The organism is Salipiger pentaromativorans (assembly GCF_024721115.1).
Taxonomy (GTDB): Bacteria; Pseudomonadota; Alphaproteobacteria; order Rhodobacterales; family Rhodobacteraceae; genus Salipiger; species Salipiger pentaromativorans.
The window spans coordinates 15,398-30,579 of record NZ_JAMDHK010000026.1; the positions used below are offsets into that span (position 1 = coordinate 15,398).

The 15,182-nt window shown below is 68.4% G+C and carries 14 protein-coding genes and 1 pseudogene; 6 read left to right on the forward strand and 9 right to left on the reverse strand.

Features of this window, described 5'->3' with window-relative positions; translation table 11 throughout:
• Positions 1-69 precede the first annotated feature (69 nt).
• Positions 70-954: a LysR family transcriptional regulator gene (locus tag M4578_RS24445; RefSeq protein WP_258095756.1), complete on the reverse strand. Its 885-nt coding sequence runs from the start codon at positions 952-954 to the stop codon at positions 70-72.
• Positions 955-1,054: 100 nt separating this feature from the next.
• Here M4578_RS24445 and M4578_RS24450 point away from each other — a divergent pair, with 100 nt between their 5' ends.
• The 3 genes from M4578_RS24450 to M4578_RS24460 all read left to right on the forward strand — a co-directional run bounded on the left by M4578_RS24450 (position 1,055) and on the right by M4578_RS24460 (position 3,773).
• Complete coding sequence (locus M4578_RS24450; RefSeq protein WP_258095757.1) at positions 1,055-1,780, forward strand: NAD(P)-dependent oxidoreductase; 726 nt, start codon at positions 1,055-1,057, stop codon at positions 1,778-1,780.
• Between the two features lie 176 nt (positions 1,781-1,956).
• Complete coding sequence (locus tag M4578_RS24455) at positions 1,957-3,348, forward strand: MATE family efflux transporter (protein WP_258095758.1); 1,392 nt, start codon at positions 1,957-1,959, stop codon at positions 3,346-3,348.
• On the forward strand, positions 3,345-3,773 hold the full coding sequence (locus tag M4578_RS24460) for a glyoxalase superfamily protein (protein ID WP_258095759.1): 429 nt from the start codon (positions 3,345-3,347) through the stop codon (positions 3,771-3,773). The genes M4578_RS24455 and M4578_RS24460 overlap by 4 nt, the downstream gene beginning before the upstream one ends.
• Positions 3,774-3,780: 7 nt before the next feature.
• Here M4578_RS24460 and M4578_RS24465 read toward each other — a convergent pair whose 3' ends face one another.
• Entirely contained in the window at positions 3,781-4,446 is a 666-nt protein-coding gene (locus tag M4578_RS24465) for a phosphoribosyltransferase (protein ID WP_258095760.1), read from the reverse strand.
• Positions 4,447-4,491: 45 nt separating this feature from the next.
• Here M4578_RS24465 and M4578_RS24470 point away from each other — a divergent pair, with 45 nt between their 5' ends.
• Positions 4,492-5,772: a M20 aminoacylase family protein gene (locus M4578_RS24470; RefSeq protein ID WP_258095761.1), complete on the forward strand. Its 1,281-nt coding sequence runs from the start codon at positions 4,492-4,494 to the stop codon at positions 5,770-5,772.
• Here M4578_RS24470 and M4578_RS24475 read toward each other — a convergent pair.
• The 7 genes and pseudogenes from M4578_RS24475 to M4578_RS24505 all read right to left on the reverse strand — a co-directional run.
• Positions 5,748-7,403 (reverse strand): annotated as a pseudogene (locus M4578_RS24475) (adenine deaminase); the annotation flags it as partial. The gene M4578_RS24470 and the pseudogene M4578_RS24475 sit on opposite strands and share 25 nt — an antisense overlap.
• Positions 7,400-8,281: a nucleoside hydrolase gene (locus M4578_RS24480; protein ID WP_258095762.1), complete on the reverse strand. Its 882-nt coding sequence runs from the start codon at positions 8,279-8,281 to the stop codon at positions 7,400-7,402. The pseudogene M4578_RS24475 and the gene M4578_RS24480, both read right to left, overlap by 4 nt.
• Entirely contained in the window at positions 8,281-9,240 is a 960-nt protein-coding gene (locus M4578_RS24485; RefSeq protein ID WP_258095763.1) for an ABC transporter ATP-binding protein, read from the reverse strand. The genes M4578_RS24480 and M4578_RS24485 overlap by 1 nt, the downstream gene beginning before the upstream one ends.
• A complete protein-coding gene (locus M4578_RS24490) occupies positions 9,233-10,009 on the reverse strand; it encodes an ABC transporter permease (RefSeq protein WP_258095764.1) in 777 nt (258 codons plus the stop codon). Before M4578_RS24490 ends, M4578_RS24485 begins: the two co-directional genes overlap by 8 nt.
• A complete protein-coding gene (locus M4578_RS24495) occupies positions 10,006-10,833 on the reverse strand; it encodes an ABC transporter permease (RefSeq protein WP_258095765.1) in 828 nt (275 codons plus the stop codon). The genes M4578_RS24490 and M4578_RS24495 overlap by 4 nt, the downstream gene beginning before the upstream one ends.
• Positions 10,834-10,837: 4 nt before the next feature.
• Positions 10,838-11,878 carry an ABC transporter substrate-binding protein gene (locus tag M4578_RS24500; RefSeq protein ID WP_258095766.1) on the reverse strand — a complete coding sequence of 347 codons (1,041 nt, stop codon included), beginning with the start codon at positions 11,876-11,878 and terminating at the stop codon, positions 10,838-10,840.
• Positions 11,875-12,852 carry a LacI family DNA-binding transcriptional regulator gene (locus M4578_RS24505; protein WP_258095767.1) on the reverse strand — a complete coding sequence of 326 codons (978 nt, stop codon included), beginning with the start codon at positions 12,850-12,852 and terminating at the stop codon, positions 11,875-11,877. The genes M4578_RS24500 and M4578_RS24505 overlap by 4 nt, the downstream gene beginning before the upstream one ends.
• 540 nt (positions 12,853-13,392) lie before the next feature.
• Between M4578_RS24505 and M4578_RS24510 the strand changes: the two genes are divergently transcribed.
• Together M4578_RS24510 and M4578_RS24515 are read left to right on the forward strand one after the other, a co-directional pair.
• Positions 13,393-15,009 carry an OpgD/OpgG family glucan biosynthesis protein gene (locus M4578_RS24510; RefSeq protein ID WP_258095783.1) on the forward strand — a complete coding sequence of 539 codons (1,617 nt, stop codon included), beginning with the start codon at positions 13,393-13,395 and terminating at the stop codon, positions 15,007-15,009.
• A complete protein-coding gene (locus M4578_RS24515; RefSeq protein ID WP_258095768.1) occupies positions 15,006-15,182 on the forward strand; it encodes a hypothetical protein in 177 nt (58 codons plus the stop codon). The genes M4578_RS24510 and M4578_RS24515 overlap by 4 nt, the downstream gene beginning before the upstream one ends.

The following is a 15,182-nucleotide window of genomic DNA, read 5'->3' on the forward strand; positions in this document are numbered from 1 at the left end:
CTCATCTTTTGACGAGAGAAGGGCGGGCGGGGGCGCAAGAGTCAAGTCTCGGGCGCCGGTCGTGCCTGCTCAGGCGAGCGCGTCGGCGAGGAAATCGAACACGACGCGCAGGCGCCGGTTGCGGTGAATTTCGCGATGGGCCACCAGCCAGATCGGGAAGGTGACCGGGACGAACTCGGGCAGCGCGCGGACGACCCCGGGATCGGCATCGCCCAGGCGGGCGTCGATCACCGCCAGCCCGAGATCCTGTTTCACCATCGCCCAGGCCGCGAGGTAGCTGGCGCAGCGAACGGGAAAGTTGCGCGGCGTGAGCCCAAGGCCGAAATGGCTCAGATGCGCCAGGAAGCGACCGGGATCGCCCGGCGAGATGATGCTTGCCCGGGACAGGTCTTGCGGCAGGCGCAGGGGCCCGATCCGCTCCAGATAGGCGGGGCTGCCGTAGAACCGGGCGTCGGTCTCGCGGATCTTGCGGGCGACAAGCTCGGGTTCACGGGGGCGGAAGTTGCGGATCGCGATGTCGGCCTCGCGCCGCATCAGATCGGCGGCGGTGTTCTCGGCGATCACCGTCACCACGATCTCGGGCTCCGCTGCGCGCAGCCGGGCGAGGATCGGCGGCAGCAGCAGCCCGGCATAGAGATCGGAGGCGGAAATCGTCACCTCGCCCGCCATCTCGTCGCTTTGTCCGACAGCGGCGAGCGACAGGCCGCGCGCGGCCTCTCCCATGGCGCGGACATGGGCCAGCAGCTCGTGCCCCGCCGGGGTTAGTTGCAAGCCGCGCCCGAAGCGTTCGAACAGCACCACGCCAAGGTCTTTCTCAAGCGCATCGACCTGCCGTCCAAGCGTCGGCTGGGCCAGACCCAGCGCCCGCGCAGCCGCCGACAGCGAGCCTTCCTCGGCGGTGACGAGGAAGGCCCGCGCGCGGTTCCAGTCGAATGTCACCGAACGCCAATCCATGCATATCTGCATATCAGATCGAGAAGTCCAGTCAATTTTCAATAGATCGAGCCTCGGCTAGAGCAGCCGCAACCCGCAATGTATGGACAGGATCCAGCTTATGAAACGCATCTGCATCATCGGAATTTCGGGAAAGCTCGGCCAGTACATGGCCGAACACGCGCTGGCGCGCGGCTATGAGGTGACCGGAGTCTGCCGACCCGAGAGCGTGGCGAAACTCGCGCGCTTCGGCGACCGGATCCGGCTTTTCCCGGGCCGCACCAACGACCGTGCGGTTATCGCCGAGGCGGTCAAAGGCTGCGACGGGGTGCTCACCGTTCTGGTGCCCTGGGGGGTCGAGGGCTATGCCACCGGCACCGCGCAGGCGGTGCTCGATCTTGCCGAGCCGGGCGCGCGGCTGGTGTTTTCCTGCGGCTGGCATATCTCGCGGGATGGCAAGGACCGCTACACTTGGAGGCTGCGCGCGCTGGTTGCGGTGTTTGGCCTTGTCGCGCGCTGGCTGCGGTTTGCGGATCTCGACGATCAGGTCGAGGCGACGCGGCGGATCTTCGCCTCGGAACGCGACTGGACGGTGGTGCGCGGGTCGGATCTGGAAGAGGGGCCGGGCGAGGGGCTGCCGGTCTGGGCGCGCCATGTGGGTGCCCCGGAGCTGGCGTCGAACCGGACCCGGCGCAGCGATTTTGCGTTGTTCATGGTGCATGCCCTGACGGATCCGGCCCTGAGCCGCGAGGCGCCGGCCATCGTGGGCCGCAACACGACATCGGCCCGGGCCCACGCGACGCCGGCGGCCGCCAATACCGGGGCGCTGCCGCCGCAAGACGCTTGACCCGCGCCGTGCGGGTTTCTAGAGAGGGCCTCGGCTGCAGACGCCTGCCACCCGCGACGGTTCCGTCTTGGTGAAGTTCTGCCTCGGTCTTCTCTCTGATACCCTTTCCGCGTCTCGCGCGGGTGGCAATGCGGGTCCCATCCTCCACATGCGAGACCGTTGAAGGAGTGAGAGCGATGCCGGACCTTTCCCGCAACCGCTATCTCGATGCCCCCCTTGCGGGGCTCTACGCCCGAACCGCCCTGCCGATCATCTTCGTGATGGGCATGAACGGGCTGCTGACCGTCGTCGATGCGGTCTTTCTGGGGCATTATGTCGGCCCGCAGGCGCTGGCCGCCGTGACGCTGGCCTTTCCGCTCTACATGCTGATCGTCGCCCTTTCCACGCTGGTCGCCGGGGGTATGTCGAGCCTGCTGGCGCGTCATCTGGGGGCCCGGCAGCTCGATGCGGCACGGCGTCTCTATGCCAGCGCCCATTGGCTGGCGCTGGCGGCGGGCGCGGCACTGATCGTGTTCTATGCCCTTTCCGGCGGCGCGGTGGTCCGGCTGGCGGCGGGGGGCGATGCGACGCTGGCCGCGATGACGGGCGTCTATCTGCAAATCCTCGTCCTGTTTTCGCCGGTCTTCTTCGTGCTGTCGGTGAATGCCGACGCGCTGCGCAACGAAGGGCATGTGGGGTTTATGGCGGCGATGAGCCTGCTCGTCTCCTTCGGGAATATCGGGTTCGATTATCTGCTGATCGGGGTCTTCCGCCTGGGGATCGCGGGCTCGGCCTATGGCACGATTCTGGCGCAGGCCGTGGCGCTGGGCATCGTTCTGGCGTATAGCGCCCGGGGCCGCACGCTGCTGACGCCGGGGGTGGTGCTGCGCCACATCAGCGTCGAGGGCTGGGGCGGCATCCTGGCGCTGGGCGCGCCGCAGAGCCTGAACTTCGTCGGCATCGCGCTGGCCTCGACAGCGCTGCTGACCGCGCTGCAAATGATCGCCAGTCCGGATTACGCGGTGAGCGTGTCGGCCTATGGCATCGCCACGCGGGTGATGACCTTTGCCTTCCTGCCGCTGCTGGGGCTGTCGCAGGCGATGCAGACGATCACCGGCAACAACCACGGGGCGGGTCTCTGGCGGCGCCGAGACGGCAGTTTCCGCGTCGCTGCGGGGGCGGCGCTGGTCTTTTGCGCCGGCGCGCAGGCGGTGGTGACCCTGTTCGCGCCGCAGATCGGCCAGGCCTTCGTTGCGGATCCGCTGGTGGTGGCCAAGGTCGGGGTCATCCTGCCGGCGATGGTGGCGCTCTTCGTGCTTTCCGGGCCGCAGATGATGGTCTCGGCGCATTTCCAGGCGATCGGAGACGCGCCGCGGGCGGCGGTGCTGGGGCTGGCGAAACCCTATCTGTTCATCCTGCCGCTGACCTTCCTCTTGCCGCTGAGCTTCGGGGAACCGGCCATCTGGTGGACGGGCCCCTGCGCCGAACTGCTGCTGCTGGGCCTGACGGCGCTTGTCCTGTCGCGGCGCGCAAGGCGGCACGCGCTGCGCTGGGGTCTGTTCGACACGTCGGCGGGAGGCGGGGCATGACACCGGCGCGTCCCACGCTCGAAACGGTCAAGGCCGAGGCGCGGCTTCTGCGCGCGGAGATGAAGGCGCAGGGCATCGACATCGGCCATGGCCAGGCGCTGGAAGAGATCGCCCGCCGCCATGGCGCGCGCGACTGGAACGCCCTGCGCGCCGTCCTCGGCGACAGCCCGCCCGACGGCTTCGTGCCGGGCGGGCGCGTGCGGGGCCGCTACCTCTCTCACCCGTTCGAGGCGACGGTGGTGAGCGTCGAAATGCTCCGGCCCGGCTGGTATCGGCTCGAGCTGTCGCTGGACGTGCCGGTGGATGTGGTCGCCTCGTCGCGGTTTTCCAGCCTGCGCAAGCGGATCCGGGGAACGGTCGGACCCAGGGGGCATTCGCGGGAATGCACCTCGGACGGGCGCCCGCATCTCGAAATCGACCGGTGATGTCGGCCTAGGGTCCGGGTGCCTCGGGCGCCCAACCCGCCTCGGTGCGGCGCAGCAGCGGGGTGTCGAAGACGCCTTCGACAGGAGCGCTGGCAAGACCCTCCCGCCAGCGCGCGGTCTGGCGCATCGCGACGCCCATCACCACCGGCTGCAAACCGGTCAGCGCCAGCAACGCCAGCCCCGCCCGCATCGACGCACCGGAGCTGACCACATCGTCGATCAGCGCGATCCGGGCACCGTCGAGCAGCGGGATCATGCGCGGGTCGAGATACAGTCGTTTCTGCGCCCCCGGGCTGGTGATCGAGCTGAGCGGCACCGACAGGGCCTCGTCGTACCAGAACTTGCGCGAGGTCCCGAGCGGGATCATCCTCGCATGCCCCAGCCGCGCGGCCACCGCGCGGGCCAGGCCCAGCCCGAGTGTGGGCAGGCCGATCACGACATCCGGTGCATGGGGCGCGAGCCTTGTTGCGAGATGGTCCGCCAGAGCGTCCTCGACCTCAAAGCTCGCTTGATTCAGGATCAGCGAGGCAATGCCGGTGCCACTGTCGCCCAGCGGCCGGATCGGCAGCCAGAGCACCCGCCCGTCGGGCAGAGAGGCCGGAAACCGGTGGTGCCAGGGCGGCGGCGGCGGCGGGCCGGGCTGGAAATCCTGCCAGAAATGATGAGGCTGCATTCTTACGTCTTTTCAAGAGGCTAGGCTGAGGCTAGCATGGTGCCCATGATGATGCCACCCGATTTCGATCTTGCCGCCCTGACCGCGCTGCGCCGCGATCTGCACGCCCATCCCGAACTTGGCTTCGAGGAGCACCGCACCGCCGCGCTGGTGGCCGAGCGCCTGCGCGCGCTGGGCTACGAGACCGAGACCGGCATTGCCGGCACCGGCGTCGTCGGCACGCTGCGCGGCGGCGGCAAGGCGGTGGGGCTGCGCGCCGATATGGATGCGCTGGCGATGCCCGAGACCTCGGGGCGCGACTGGGCGTCAACCGTGCCGGGCAAGATGCATGCCTGCGGCCATGACGGCCATACCTCGATGCTGCTCGGCGCGGCGGAGGTGCTGGCCAAGGCGCCGCCCGAGGGCGTGACGGTGCATCTGATCTTCCAGCCCGCCGAAGAGGGGCGCGGCGGGGCGAAGGCCATGGTCGAGGCGGGGCTTTTCGCGCGTTATCCCTGCGACATGGTTTTCGGGCTGCACAATATGCCGGGGCTTGCGGTCGATGAGATGGCGGTGGTGGCCGGGCCGCAGCTTGCCAGTTCCGACAGCTGGACGTTGCGGCTGGTGGGCGAGGGCACCCATGGTGCCAAGCCGCATCTGGGCCGCGATCCGCTGCCGGCGGCGGGGCAGTTCCTTGCCAGCCTGCAAACGGTGACCGGGCGCATCGTCGATCCGTTGCAGCCGGCGGTGGTGAGCGCCTGCTCGGTGCAGGCGGGCGATCCGCGCGCGCTGAACGTGATCCCCGATGTCGTCGAGATCGGCGGCACCGCGCGGGCCTATACCGAAGAGGTGCGCGGCCAGCTCGAAGCGGGCATCGGACGGCTGGCGCGCGGCATCGCCGAGGCGCATGGGCTGGAGGCGGAGTATACGTTCATCCGCCGCATCCCGCCGGTGGTGAACGACCCGGGGGCGACCGAGGTGGCGCTGGCCGCCGCGCAGCGGGTGTCGGGCAATGTGCGCACGGTGTTTCCGCCCTCCACGGCGGGCGACGATTTTGCGTTTTTCGGTCAGGCGGCGCCGGGGGCCTATGTCTGGCTCGGCAACGGGCCGGCGCGCGACGGCGCGCTGCACCATAATACCGGCTACGATTTCAACGACGCGGCGCTGCCCACCGGCGTGGCGTTCTGGGTGGAACTGGTGCGCGAGGCGGCGCGGCTGAGCGCTCAGCCCAGCACCGGCGAGGCCAGCAGCTTGCCCGCCTGCGGGTCGGCAATGCCGAGATCGGTCTGGTGCGGGCCCTTGTTGCAGGCCAGTGTCGCGCCCACCAGCGCCTTGAAGACCAGATAGGGCGGCTGCCAGTCGACCACCTTGTCCATGGCCTTTCGCAGCGCGATCAGCCCCTCGGCCACCTCGTCCAGCGGCGCGTCGGAGACCAGCCCCGCCACCGGCAGCGGCAGCAGCGCCGTGACCGCGCCGTTCTGCGCCACGGCCATGCCGCCTCCGCAGGCGATGAGCGCATTTGCGGCGGCGGCCATGTCGCGCGGATCGGCGCCGAAGACCGTGAGGTTGTGGCTGTCATGGCTGACGGTGGTGGCAAAGGCGCCGCGCCAGTCGCCCCAGCCGGTCAGCAGCCCGACCTTGGGCGTGGGATCGGCATTCCCGTGACGATGCAGCACGGCGATCCGCGTGGCGCCCTGCGGCAGCACGACCTTGCCTGCGTGTACCGGTGCTGCGATCTCTCCCCATTGGGTAAAGCGCGGTCGGTCGATGGTGGCGAGCCGCGTCTCGGCGCCCTCCGCCGCGATCTCGAAATCCTCCGGCGTGACGGGCGACAGCCGCATGCTGCCGCGCAGCCGTTCGGGCAGCGGCAGGGGCGCGGTGGGGGCAGGGGCGGTGCCGTTGAACAGCACATGTTCGGCGCGGAAATCCTCCAGCGAGCGGGTCAGCACCAGATCGGCACGCTTGCCCGGCGCCACGCGCCCCAGGTCATGCCGGCCCAGCCGCAGCGCCGCGTTCAGGGTCGCGGCCTGAAGCGCTCGAATCGGCTGCCAGCCATAGCGGATCATCCGCCGCAGCATATCGTCGAGCCCGCCGTCCCGCGCCAGATCGTCGGGGAAGGTGTCGTCGGTGCAGAGCGTCAGCGTCGGCGGGCAGTGCGGCAGGCCCGCCAGTCGCGTCGCGATCTCCGGCAGCAGGTGATCGTGCGAGCCGCGCAGTTCGATCCACAGCCCGGCGCGCAGCTTTTCCATCAGGTCGTCGGCAGAGGTCAGCTCGTGATCCGACGAGATCCCCGCCGCGACAAAGGCCTGAAGCTCGGCCCCGGTCAGCCCGCGCGCATGGCCGCAGAGCGGTTTGCCCGAGGCCAGCGCCGCCTGGAGGATCCCGCGCATCCGGGGTGCGCGCGCGATCACCGCGCCCATATCCATGACCTCGGCCAGCCCATGCATGTCGGGCCGGTCGATCAGCGCGCCGATGGTGGTGCCGTCGAAATCCGCCCCCGCCGTCTCGTAGCCGGGCGCCGAGGGCACGCAGGAGGGCACCAGCGGCAGGATGCGGGCGCTGGCATTGGCGGCGGCGCTCGCCGCATAGTCCAACCCCTCGACGCCGGCGACATTGGCGAATTCATGCGGATCCCAGACCAGCGTCGTCACCCCGCGCGGCAGCACATGGGCGGCATAGGTCTCGGGCGTGACCATGGAGCTTTCCACATGCATATGCGCGTCGATCAGCCCCGGCGCGACGATCATGCCGCGTGCGTCAAGCGTCTGTGCCGCATCCGCCCGCGTGCCGGGCGCGTGGACCGAGGCGATGAGCGCGCCGGTGATGCCGATATCCGCCGCTCGGATCTCTCCCAGCGCGGTATCGGCGACCTTTCCGCCGAGGATCAGCAGATCGAAGGGCGTGTCTCCGCGTGCGGCGGCGATGGCGCGGTCGCGCAGCGCGGCAGCGTTGAGATCCTGCGGTTCGGAAAGGCTCATGACGGATCCCTCAGGGCGGAGAGGCAGAGGTCGCGCACCGCTTCCGCGTCGAGATCGGAGACGATCTGCCAGGGCGTGCCTGTGGCGGGGGCGACGCGGGTCTGGCCCCGGCGCTCGGGGTCGGCGAGCTCGGTCGTCAGCTCGACAGGGCTCAGGGTGAAGAGCTCTGGCGCGCGCAGCAGTGCTGCGGCAACCGGATCGTAGAGCGCCATGCCGGGGCGGCCCCGGCTGAGTCCGATATCGAGATAGCCGCCCATCAGGTCGTGCAGGATCGGCGGCAGCGGCGCGAGGTCGGGCTCGGTTACCTGCACCTTGCGGCAGGCTTCGAGATCGACCATCACCATCGGCACCTCGCGGGCGAGCAGCAGCGCCAGCGCTTCCGGATCGGCGATGGCGTTGAACTCGGCATAGGGCGTGTGGTTGCCGCGCCCGACCGAGCCGCCCATCCAGACGATGCGGCCGATGCGGGGCAGCAGGTCGGGTCGGGCCAGCGCCAGATTGGCGAGATTGGTCAGCGGCCCCAGCGCCAGGATCTGTGCCGCCTCGCGCCGTTCCAGCCAGGCGGCAAGCCCGGTCAGGGCGCGGGTCAGCGAACGGTCCACGGCACGGGGCAGGCGCAGCCCGCGGCTTGGCTGGCCGCTGGGGCCGAGGATCCGCGCGGCGGTCTCGACCGTGCCGCAAAGCGCGCGGTCGGCGCCTTCGGTCACCGGGAAAGTCCAGCCATAGGCCACTGCGGCATCGAGCGCATTGGCCCGCACCGTGGCCAGCTCGGCGCAGCCGAAGACCAGCGACATGCCGTCGATGGGCAGCGTGCGGTCGAGCATCAGCACCGCAAAGAGGTCATCGACCCCCATATCGGTGTCGATCCAGATCCCCATCAGTCGAGCCGCGCCAGATGCGCGGCGCGCTCGCGCGGCAGGTCGAAGGCGACGCTCTGGCCGATCTCCAGCGGCGCGGCGCCGGCGGGGGTGTCGGCCTTGATCGTGCCGAGCGGGCTTTCGAGGATATATTCACGCCGCTCGCCGGCAAAGGCGGTGCCGCGCACCGTGCCCTCGTTGGGGCCGCTGCCCAGCACCACCGCGCCGGGGCGCCAGGCCAGACCACCGCCGGCGCCATCGGGCAGGATCGTCTCGAAGCCGACGAAATCGGCGGCAAAGCCCGAGACCGGCGCGGAATAGATCTCTTCCGGCGTGCCCATCTGCTCGATGGCGCCGTTGCGCATCAGCACGATGCGGTCGGCCAGCGCCAGCGCCTCGGCCTGATCGTGGGTGACGAAGACCATGGTGATCCCGGTTTCCTTCTGCACCCGTTGCAGCTCCATCCGCATTTCCAGCCGTAGCCGCGCGTCGAGATTGGAGAGTGGCTCGTCGAGCAGCAGCACCTTGGGCTCCATCACCAGGCTGCGGGCCAGCGCCACCCGCTGCTGCTGCCCGCCCGAGAGATCGCGCGGCGCGCGGTCGGCGAAATCCGACAGCCCGACGGTGGCCAGCCCGTCGCGCACCTTGGCGTCGAGATCGGGCGCGGATTTCAGCCGCAGCCCGAAGGCCACGTTCTCGTAGACCGTCAGATGCGGGAACAGCGCGTAGCTCTGGAACACCAGCCCGATCTCGCGTTTCGAGGGCGGCAGGCGGGTGACGTCGCGGCCGTCGATCACGATGCGCCCGGCCTTCGGCGTCATCAGCCCGGCAATGGCGCGCATCGTGGTGGATTTGCCGCAGCCCGAGGGGCCGAGCAGCGCGATCAGTTCTCCCTTGGCAATCGACAGGTCGAGCCCCTCGACGGCAACGGTTTTCCCATAGGCGAGGGTCAGACCCTCGAGCGAGACGTAGTCAGACATATTTCGAGAACCCCAGAAACCGTTCCGCGGCAAGGATGATGCCGATGGAGAGAAAGGCGAGCAGCGCCGAAAGCGCCGCCACGGACGGATCGTAGTTGATTTCCATATAGGCGATCATGTCGATGGGCAGGGTGCGCACCCCCGGCCCGGACAGGAACAGCGACACCGGGACCTGGTTGAAGCTGGTCACGAAGCCGAGGATGAAGGCGGCGAGAATGCCGCCGCGGATGTTCGGCAGCACCACCTTGGTCACCGCCTGCATCCGCGTGCAGCCGAGGATCAGCGCCGCCTCTTCCATGTCGGTGCGCAGGTTTTCCATCGAGGCCGAGACCACGCGCACCGCATAGGGCAGCACCAGCGCCGTATGGGCGAGGAACAGCGCCGTCAGCATGCCCAGCCCGGTGGGCAACACCAGATAGCGCAGCAGCGCGAGGCCGACGATGATGCCCGGCACGATGATCGGCGAGGACACGATGAGCTTTACCGCTTCGGCGCCCGGCACGCGGTAGCGGGTCATGGCGTAGCTGGCCGGAATGCCCAGGGCCAGCGCCGCCAGCGTGCCGAAGACGGCAAGCCCCATCGACACCGCGAAAGAGGCGCGGAAGCTCTCGATGGTGAAGACCTTGATGAACCATTTGAGCGACAGGCCCTGCGGCGGGAAGGCCAGCGAATTGCCGGCCGAGAGCGCGGCGGCGATGATGATCAGGAAGGGCCCGATCAGGAAGGTGAGCGTCAGCGTCAGGATGAGCCAGGTGGGCAGGCGGTTCATTTGGCCCTCCGGGCGCTGGCGAGGCGTTTCAGCAGCAGGTTCGCCGAGAAGGCCATGACCATGAGGATCATCGCGATGACGCTGGCCGAGGCAAAGTCGCTGGCCACGGTGACGCGCTGATACAGCAGCGTCTCCAGCATCAGAACCTTGGAACCGCCGAGGATCGCGGGGGTGATATAGGCGGTCATCGAGCCGGTGAAGACCAGCGTGCCGCCGACCACCAGCCCTTCGCGGGTGAGCGGCAGGATGACCTTGGCAAAGACCTGGAGCCAGTTGGCGCCCAGCACCCGCGCGGCGGGCACCGCGTCGCGCGGCATGTTCTCCATCGCCGAGACGAGGCTGATGATCATCAGCGGCAGGAAGAGTTGCAGCAGGCCGATGAACACGGCGGTCTCGGTGAAGAGCAGCCGCAGCGGCGTGTCGAGCAGGCCCGTCCCCACCAGCATCTGATTCACGAAACCGGTCCGCCCGAGGATCACCAGCCAGGCATAGGTGCGTGCCACGGGCGAGATCATCAGCGGCAGGGTGACCAGCGCAAAGACCCGGCCCCGGGACGAGGGCGGCAGGCTGACGATGGCAAAGGCGGTGGCATAGCCGATCACCGCCGACACCCCGGCCACCAGCGCGGCCAACTTCAGCGTGCGCAGGAACACCACGCGGTTGCGCCCGCTGGCGAAGAAATCGGTATAGGCCGAGAGCGACCAGCCGCCATCGGCTCGGAACCCTTCCGACAGCAGGATGCCCACCGGCAGCAGGAAGAGCGCCGCGGCGAAAATCGCCGCGGGCAAGGCCAGGGCAAGACCTATGCGTCTGTCCTCGAACATGGGATTACTTCAGCACCTTGGCGTTCCAGTCCTCGAGCCAGCTTTCGCGGTTGTCGAGGATCACTTCCGGCGGCAGCAGCTTGAGCGAGGCGACGGTCTCGGCGCCATAGGTCAGGTTCTCGGCGATCTCGTCCGAGACGGTGACCTCGGCATTCGCGGGGCTGTCGACCAGCGCTTCGGCCAGCTTTGTCTGGATCTCGGTCGAAAGCCAGAAATCCATGAATTGCAGCGCCAGATCCTCGTTGCCGTTGTTCGCGGTCATCACCATGACGTTCATGCCGCCGGTCTGGCCTTCCTTGGGCGTGGCCCAGGCCATCGGAAAACCGTTGTCCTTGAAGGCGCCCCAGGAGAAGCGGCCCACCGGAGCGGCCCAGATCTCTTCCTGCGCCATGAGCTGGGCAAGCTGCGAGGAGCGGACATAGAAGGTCACGATGTCATCGACATGGGCTGCGACCTCTTCGATGGGTTTCGAAAGGTCATAGCCTTCGACACCCGCCGCCTGCCCCAGCATATACAGCGCGGGCGGGCCCTGGTTGGTGGTGACATCGGGAAAGGCCACGTTGCCGGCCAGTTCGGGCGACATCAGATCGGCCCAGCTTTCCACCGTCACCTTGTCCGAGCGATAGACGATGGAGGTGGCGTAGAAGGTGTAGCCGATGCCCAGATGGTCGCCGAGCGGATCCTTGGCGATGTCGTAGAGCTTGTCGTAGTTCGACAGTTTCGACACATCGACGGGCTGGAGCAGACCTTTGCGCGCGGCGCCCATGGCGTCATGGGTGGAGAGCACCGCCATGTCGATGACCGGATCGTCCTTGTTGGCCTCGATCTTGGCCATCCGCTCGACCGAATTGCCGGTCTCGACCACGATGTCGCAGCCGCAGATCTCCTCGAACGGGTCGTAGACGATCTCTTTGAACTCGTCCTGGGCGAAGCTGTAGACCGAGATGGTCAGCGTCTTGTCGGCGGCATGGGCCGCCGGGGCGAGGGCGAGCGCGCTCAGGCTCGCTGCCGCCAGAAGGCGGGTCTTGGCGGGAAGTCGGGTCATGGGCAGGTCTCCTTGTCGGTTTGGTTTGTGCTTGTGGTTGTTCCCCGCACCAGCAGCTCGACCGGCACGGTGCGCGGCGGTGGCGCGGGATGGGCGTCGAGCTGGGCCAGCACGCTTTCCAGCGCGCCTTCGGCGATGGCGGGCAGGTCCTGGGCGACGGTGGTCAGCCCCGGCGCGACCAGCGCGGAAAAGGCGTGGTTGTCGAAGCCGGTGACGGCAATGTCGCGCGGGACGCGCAGCCCCGCCGCCTGAAGCCGGGTCAGCAGCGGCAAGGCGATCAGGTCCGACGTGGCGGCCAGCGCGGTGAAGCCATCGGCGAGGAGATCGTAAGGAGCGGGCAGGGGCGCGTCTTCCAGCCAGAGTACACGGCCCGTCATGTCGCCGGAAAGCGCCTCGGTCATGCCAGCGACACGGTCGGTCTGCACGCGCGAGGCGCTGCTCTGGCCGACGATCAGGATCTTGCGATGACCGCGCAGGCGCAGGTGTTCGACGATCAGCGCGCCGCCCTGACGGTGGTCGGCGCAGATCGTATTGCCGGGGGTCGAGGCGGCGTCGATCATCGCGACGGGAACGCCGAGCGGCGGCATCTGCGTGCCGCGCCGGGGAACGACGACCAGCCCGTCCGCGCCCTGCCGCACCAGCCGCTGCAATGCCTGTGCCTGTGCCTCGCGGGTGCCCCGGCTGTCGGCGATGAGCACGCCGAGCCCGCGCGCCTGCGCCGCCGCCTCGACGGATTGCGCCAGCGCGGGAAAGAGCGGGTTTGCGATGTCGGGCAGCACCAGCCCGATCACGCCGCTGCGCCCGGTCCGCAGCGCCCGCGCCTGGACCGACGGGACATAGCCCAGCCGGGTGGCCTCTTGCCGGATGCGGTCCTTCAGCGCCTCCGAGACGCGGCCCTTGCCGGACAGCGCATTCGACACGGTGGCCGTCGAGACCCCCATGGCGCGCGCGATGTCTTCCAGCTTGGGATTCATGACCCGAGTCGCTTTCGCTTCGATTAAACGATTAACCAACTTGAGCAGCGACTTCCCCCCGCGCGTCAAGGGGGCAGGCGGGAAAATCGCGGTTCGCTTCCGCATTCACGGTGTCGGTGCCTGCGGATTGATCTTTGGCCGCGGGCGGATTGAACCTCTGTTGCTGACGGTTTGGGCAGGCCCGTCAGCCGCGAATGGTCCAGTAGAGAGGTTTATGCGCGGCATCTGGCGGGCGATTCCCTGCCAATGCGACGGGGAATCGGGGCTCGCCGCCGGTGCCGCGATTCGCGATGCGCGGGAGAACGCCGATTCGCGGTTGCCGGGATTGCCTGCAAAGAAGGCACAACTGCCTCTGAGACCTGCGTTTTTACGGCCCGTGCCTCCGTTCGGGGCGGCGCCGGGGCAGGGGAAATCCGTTCGAACGGAGGCGCCGGTCAAAAACCTGCCGAGGAATCGGCAAAAGAGCGCGCATCCTGCTCGGGACGGATGGCTTTCTCCCTGAAGCTCCTACTTATAGAGGGCGAACACATGGACGCGAAGATGTACCCTCCGATCCCAGATTACCTACAAAAACCAACCCGTTCCGGGCACCGCGCTTTGTCTCGCCGTGCCGCTCTCACGCGCCTCGGCGCGGCGCTGTCGACCGGTCTCTTGCCCGGCGCCGCACTCGCTCAGGATGCGGCGGAGGCGGCCCCGGGAACGCCGTTTTCCTTCGAAGCGCTCTCCGAGCGCATGCAGCGTGAGAGCCGCTCGGCGCCCGCCGCCGCGACCGAGATAGACGGCTTTCTCGCCGGGCTTGGATATGACGATTATCAGCGCATCCGTTTTCGCGGCGACCGGGCCCGCTGGTCCGAGGAAACGGACGGGCGGTTCCGCCTGCAAGCCTTTCATCTGGGCTGGCTCTTCAAGCAGCCGGTGACCGTCAGCGAGATTGTCGATGGCCAGGCCGTGCCGATGATCTTCTCGACCCGGGATTTCGAATACGACTCGGTCACGCAGGAGGTGCCGGAGAACCTCGATCTTCCGGGGGTGGCGGGATTCCGGCTGCACAACCAGCTCAACCGGGCCGACATCTATGACGAGCTTGTGGCCTTTCTGGGCGCCAGCTATTTCCGTGCGCTGGGCAAGGGCAACACCTATGGTCTGAGCGCGCGCGGCCTTGCCGTCAATACCGGCATGGCCGAGGGCGAGGAATTCCCCCGCTTCACCGAGTTCTGGATCGAGCGCCCCGCGCCCGGCGCGGCCAGCATCACGCTATATGCGGCGCTGCAAAGCCGTTCGGTCACCGGCGCCTACCGCTTCGTGATCACGCCCGGGCCGACCACCGCCATGGATGTGACCGCGCGGCTCTATCTGCGCCGGGACATCGCGCAGCTCGGCATTTCGCCGCTGACCTCGATGTTCCTCTTCGACGGGGCTGACCCGGGGCCGTTCTACGATTACCGCGCTGCGGTGCATGACAGCTCGGCGCTTGTTCTCAATATGGGCGAGACCACCTTCTTCCGCCCGCTGAACAACCCGCCCCGTCTGGCCGCCTCTTATCTGGGCGCGCAGAGCCCGCGGTCTTTCGGGCTGGTGCAGCGGGAGCGCGCGTTCGACCAGTATCTGGACGCGCAGGCGCATTACGAACGCCGCCCGTCGCTCATGGTCGAGCCTCTGGGCGACTGGGGCCGGGGCACGGTGCGGCTGCTCGAGATCCCCTCGGATCTCGAAGCCAACGACAATATTGTCGCCTATTGGGTGCCGGAAGCGCCGGCGCGGGCCGGCGATGCGCTGGAGTTCGCCTACCGGCTGCATTGGGGCATGTCGCCGCCCGGAGACCGGGCCGAGGCGCTGGCGCAGGTGCTGCGCACCCGCAGCGGCGAGGGCGGAGTGTCCGGCGTGCGCAAGGAAACCGACCACCGCAAGTTCGTGATCGACTTTCAGGGTGGCCTGCTGCGGAACCTTCCGGCAGATGCCGACGTTGAAGCCGAGATCGCCGTGCAGAACGGATCGGTCGTGCAATCGGCCCTGTCCCTGGTCAGCGGTACCGACATCTGGCGGCTGGTGATCGACGTCGAGGGAGAGCCCGAGACCACCGTGGAACTGAAAGCATCCCTGTCCGGTTTCGGCCGGACGCTGAGCGAGACGTGGCTGTATCAATGGGTCAAGGAATGAACGATCTTACCGAGCTGAACCCGTCTGACACCAATGCCGTGCTGCGTTCCGGCGCAGGCTGGGAGCCGCCCTCGGCGCCGCTCGACATGCCCCGTCAGGTGCTGGAGCGCGAGGTCCGGTCGCTGGACTGGCTGGCGGTGCTGCGGCGCCCCTGGACGCGCAGCGGTGTCTGA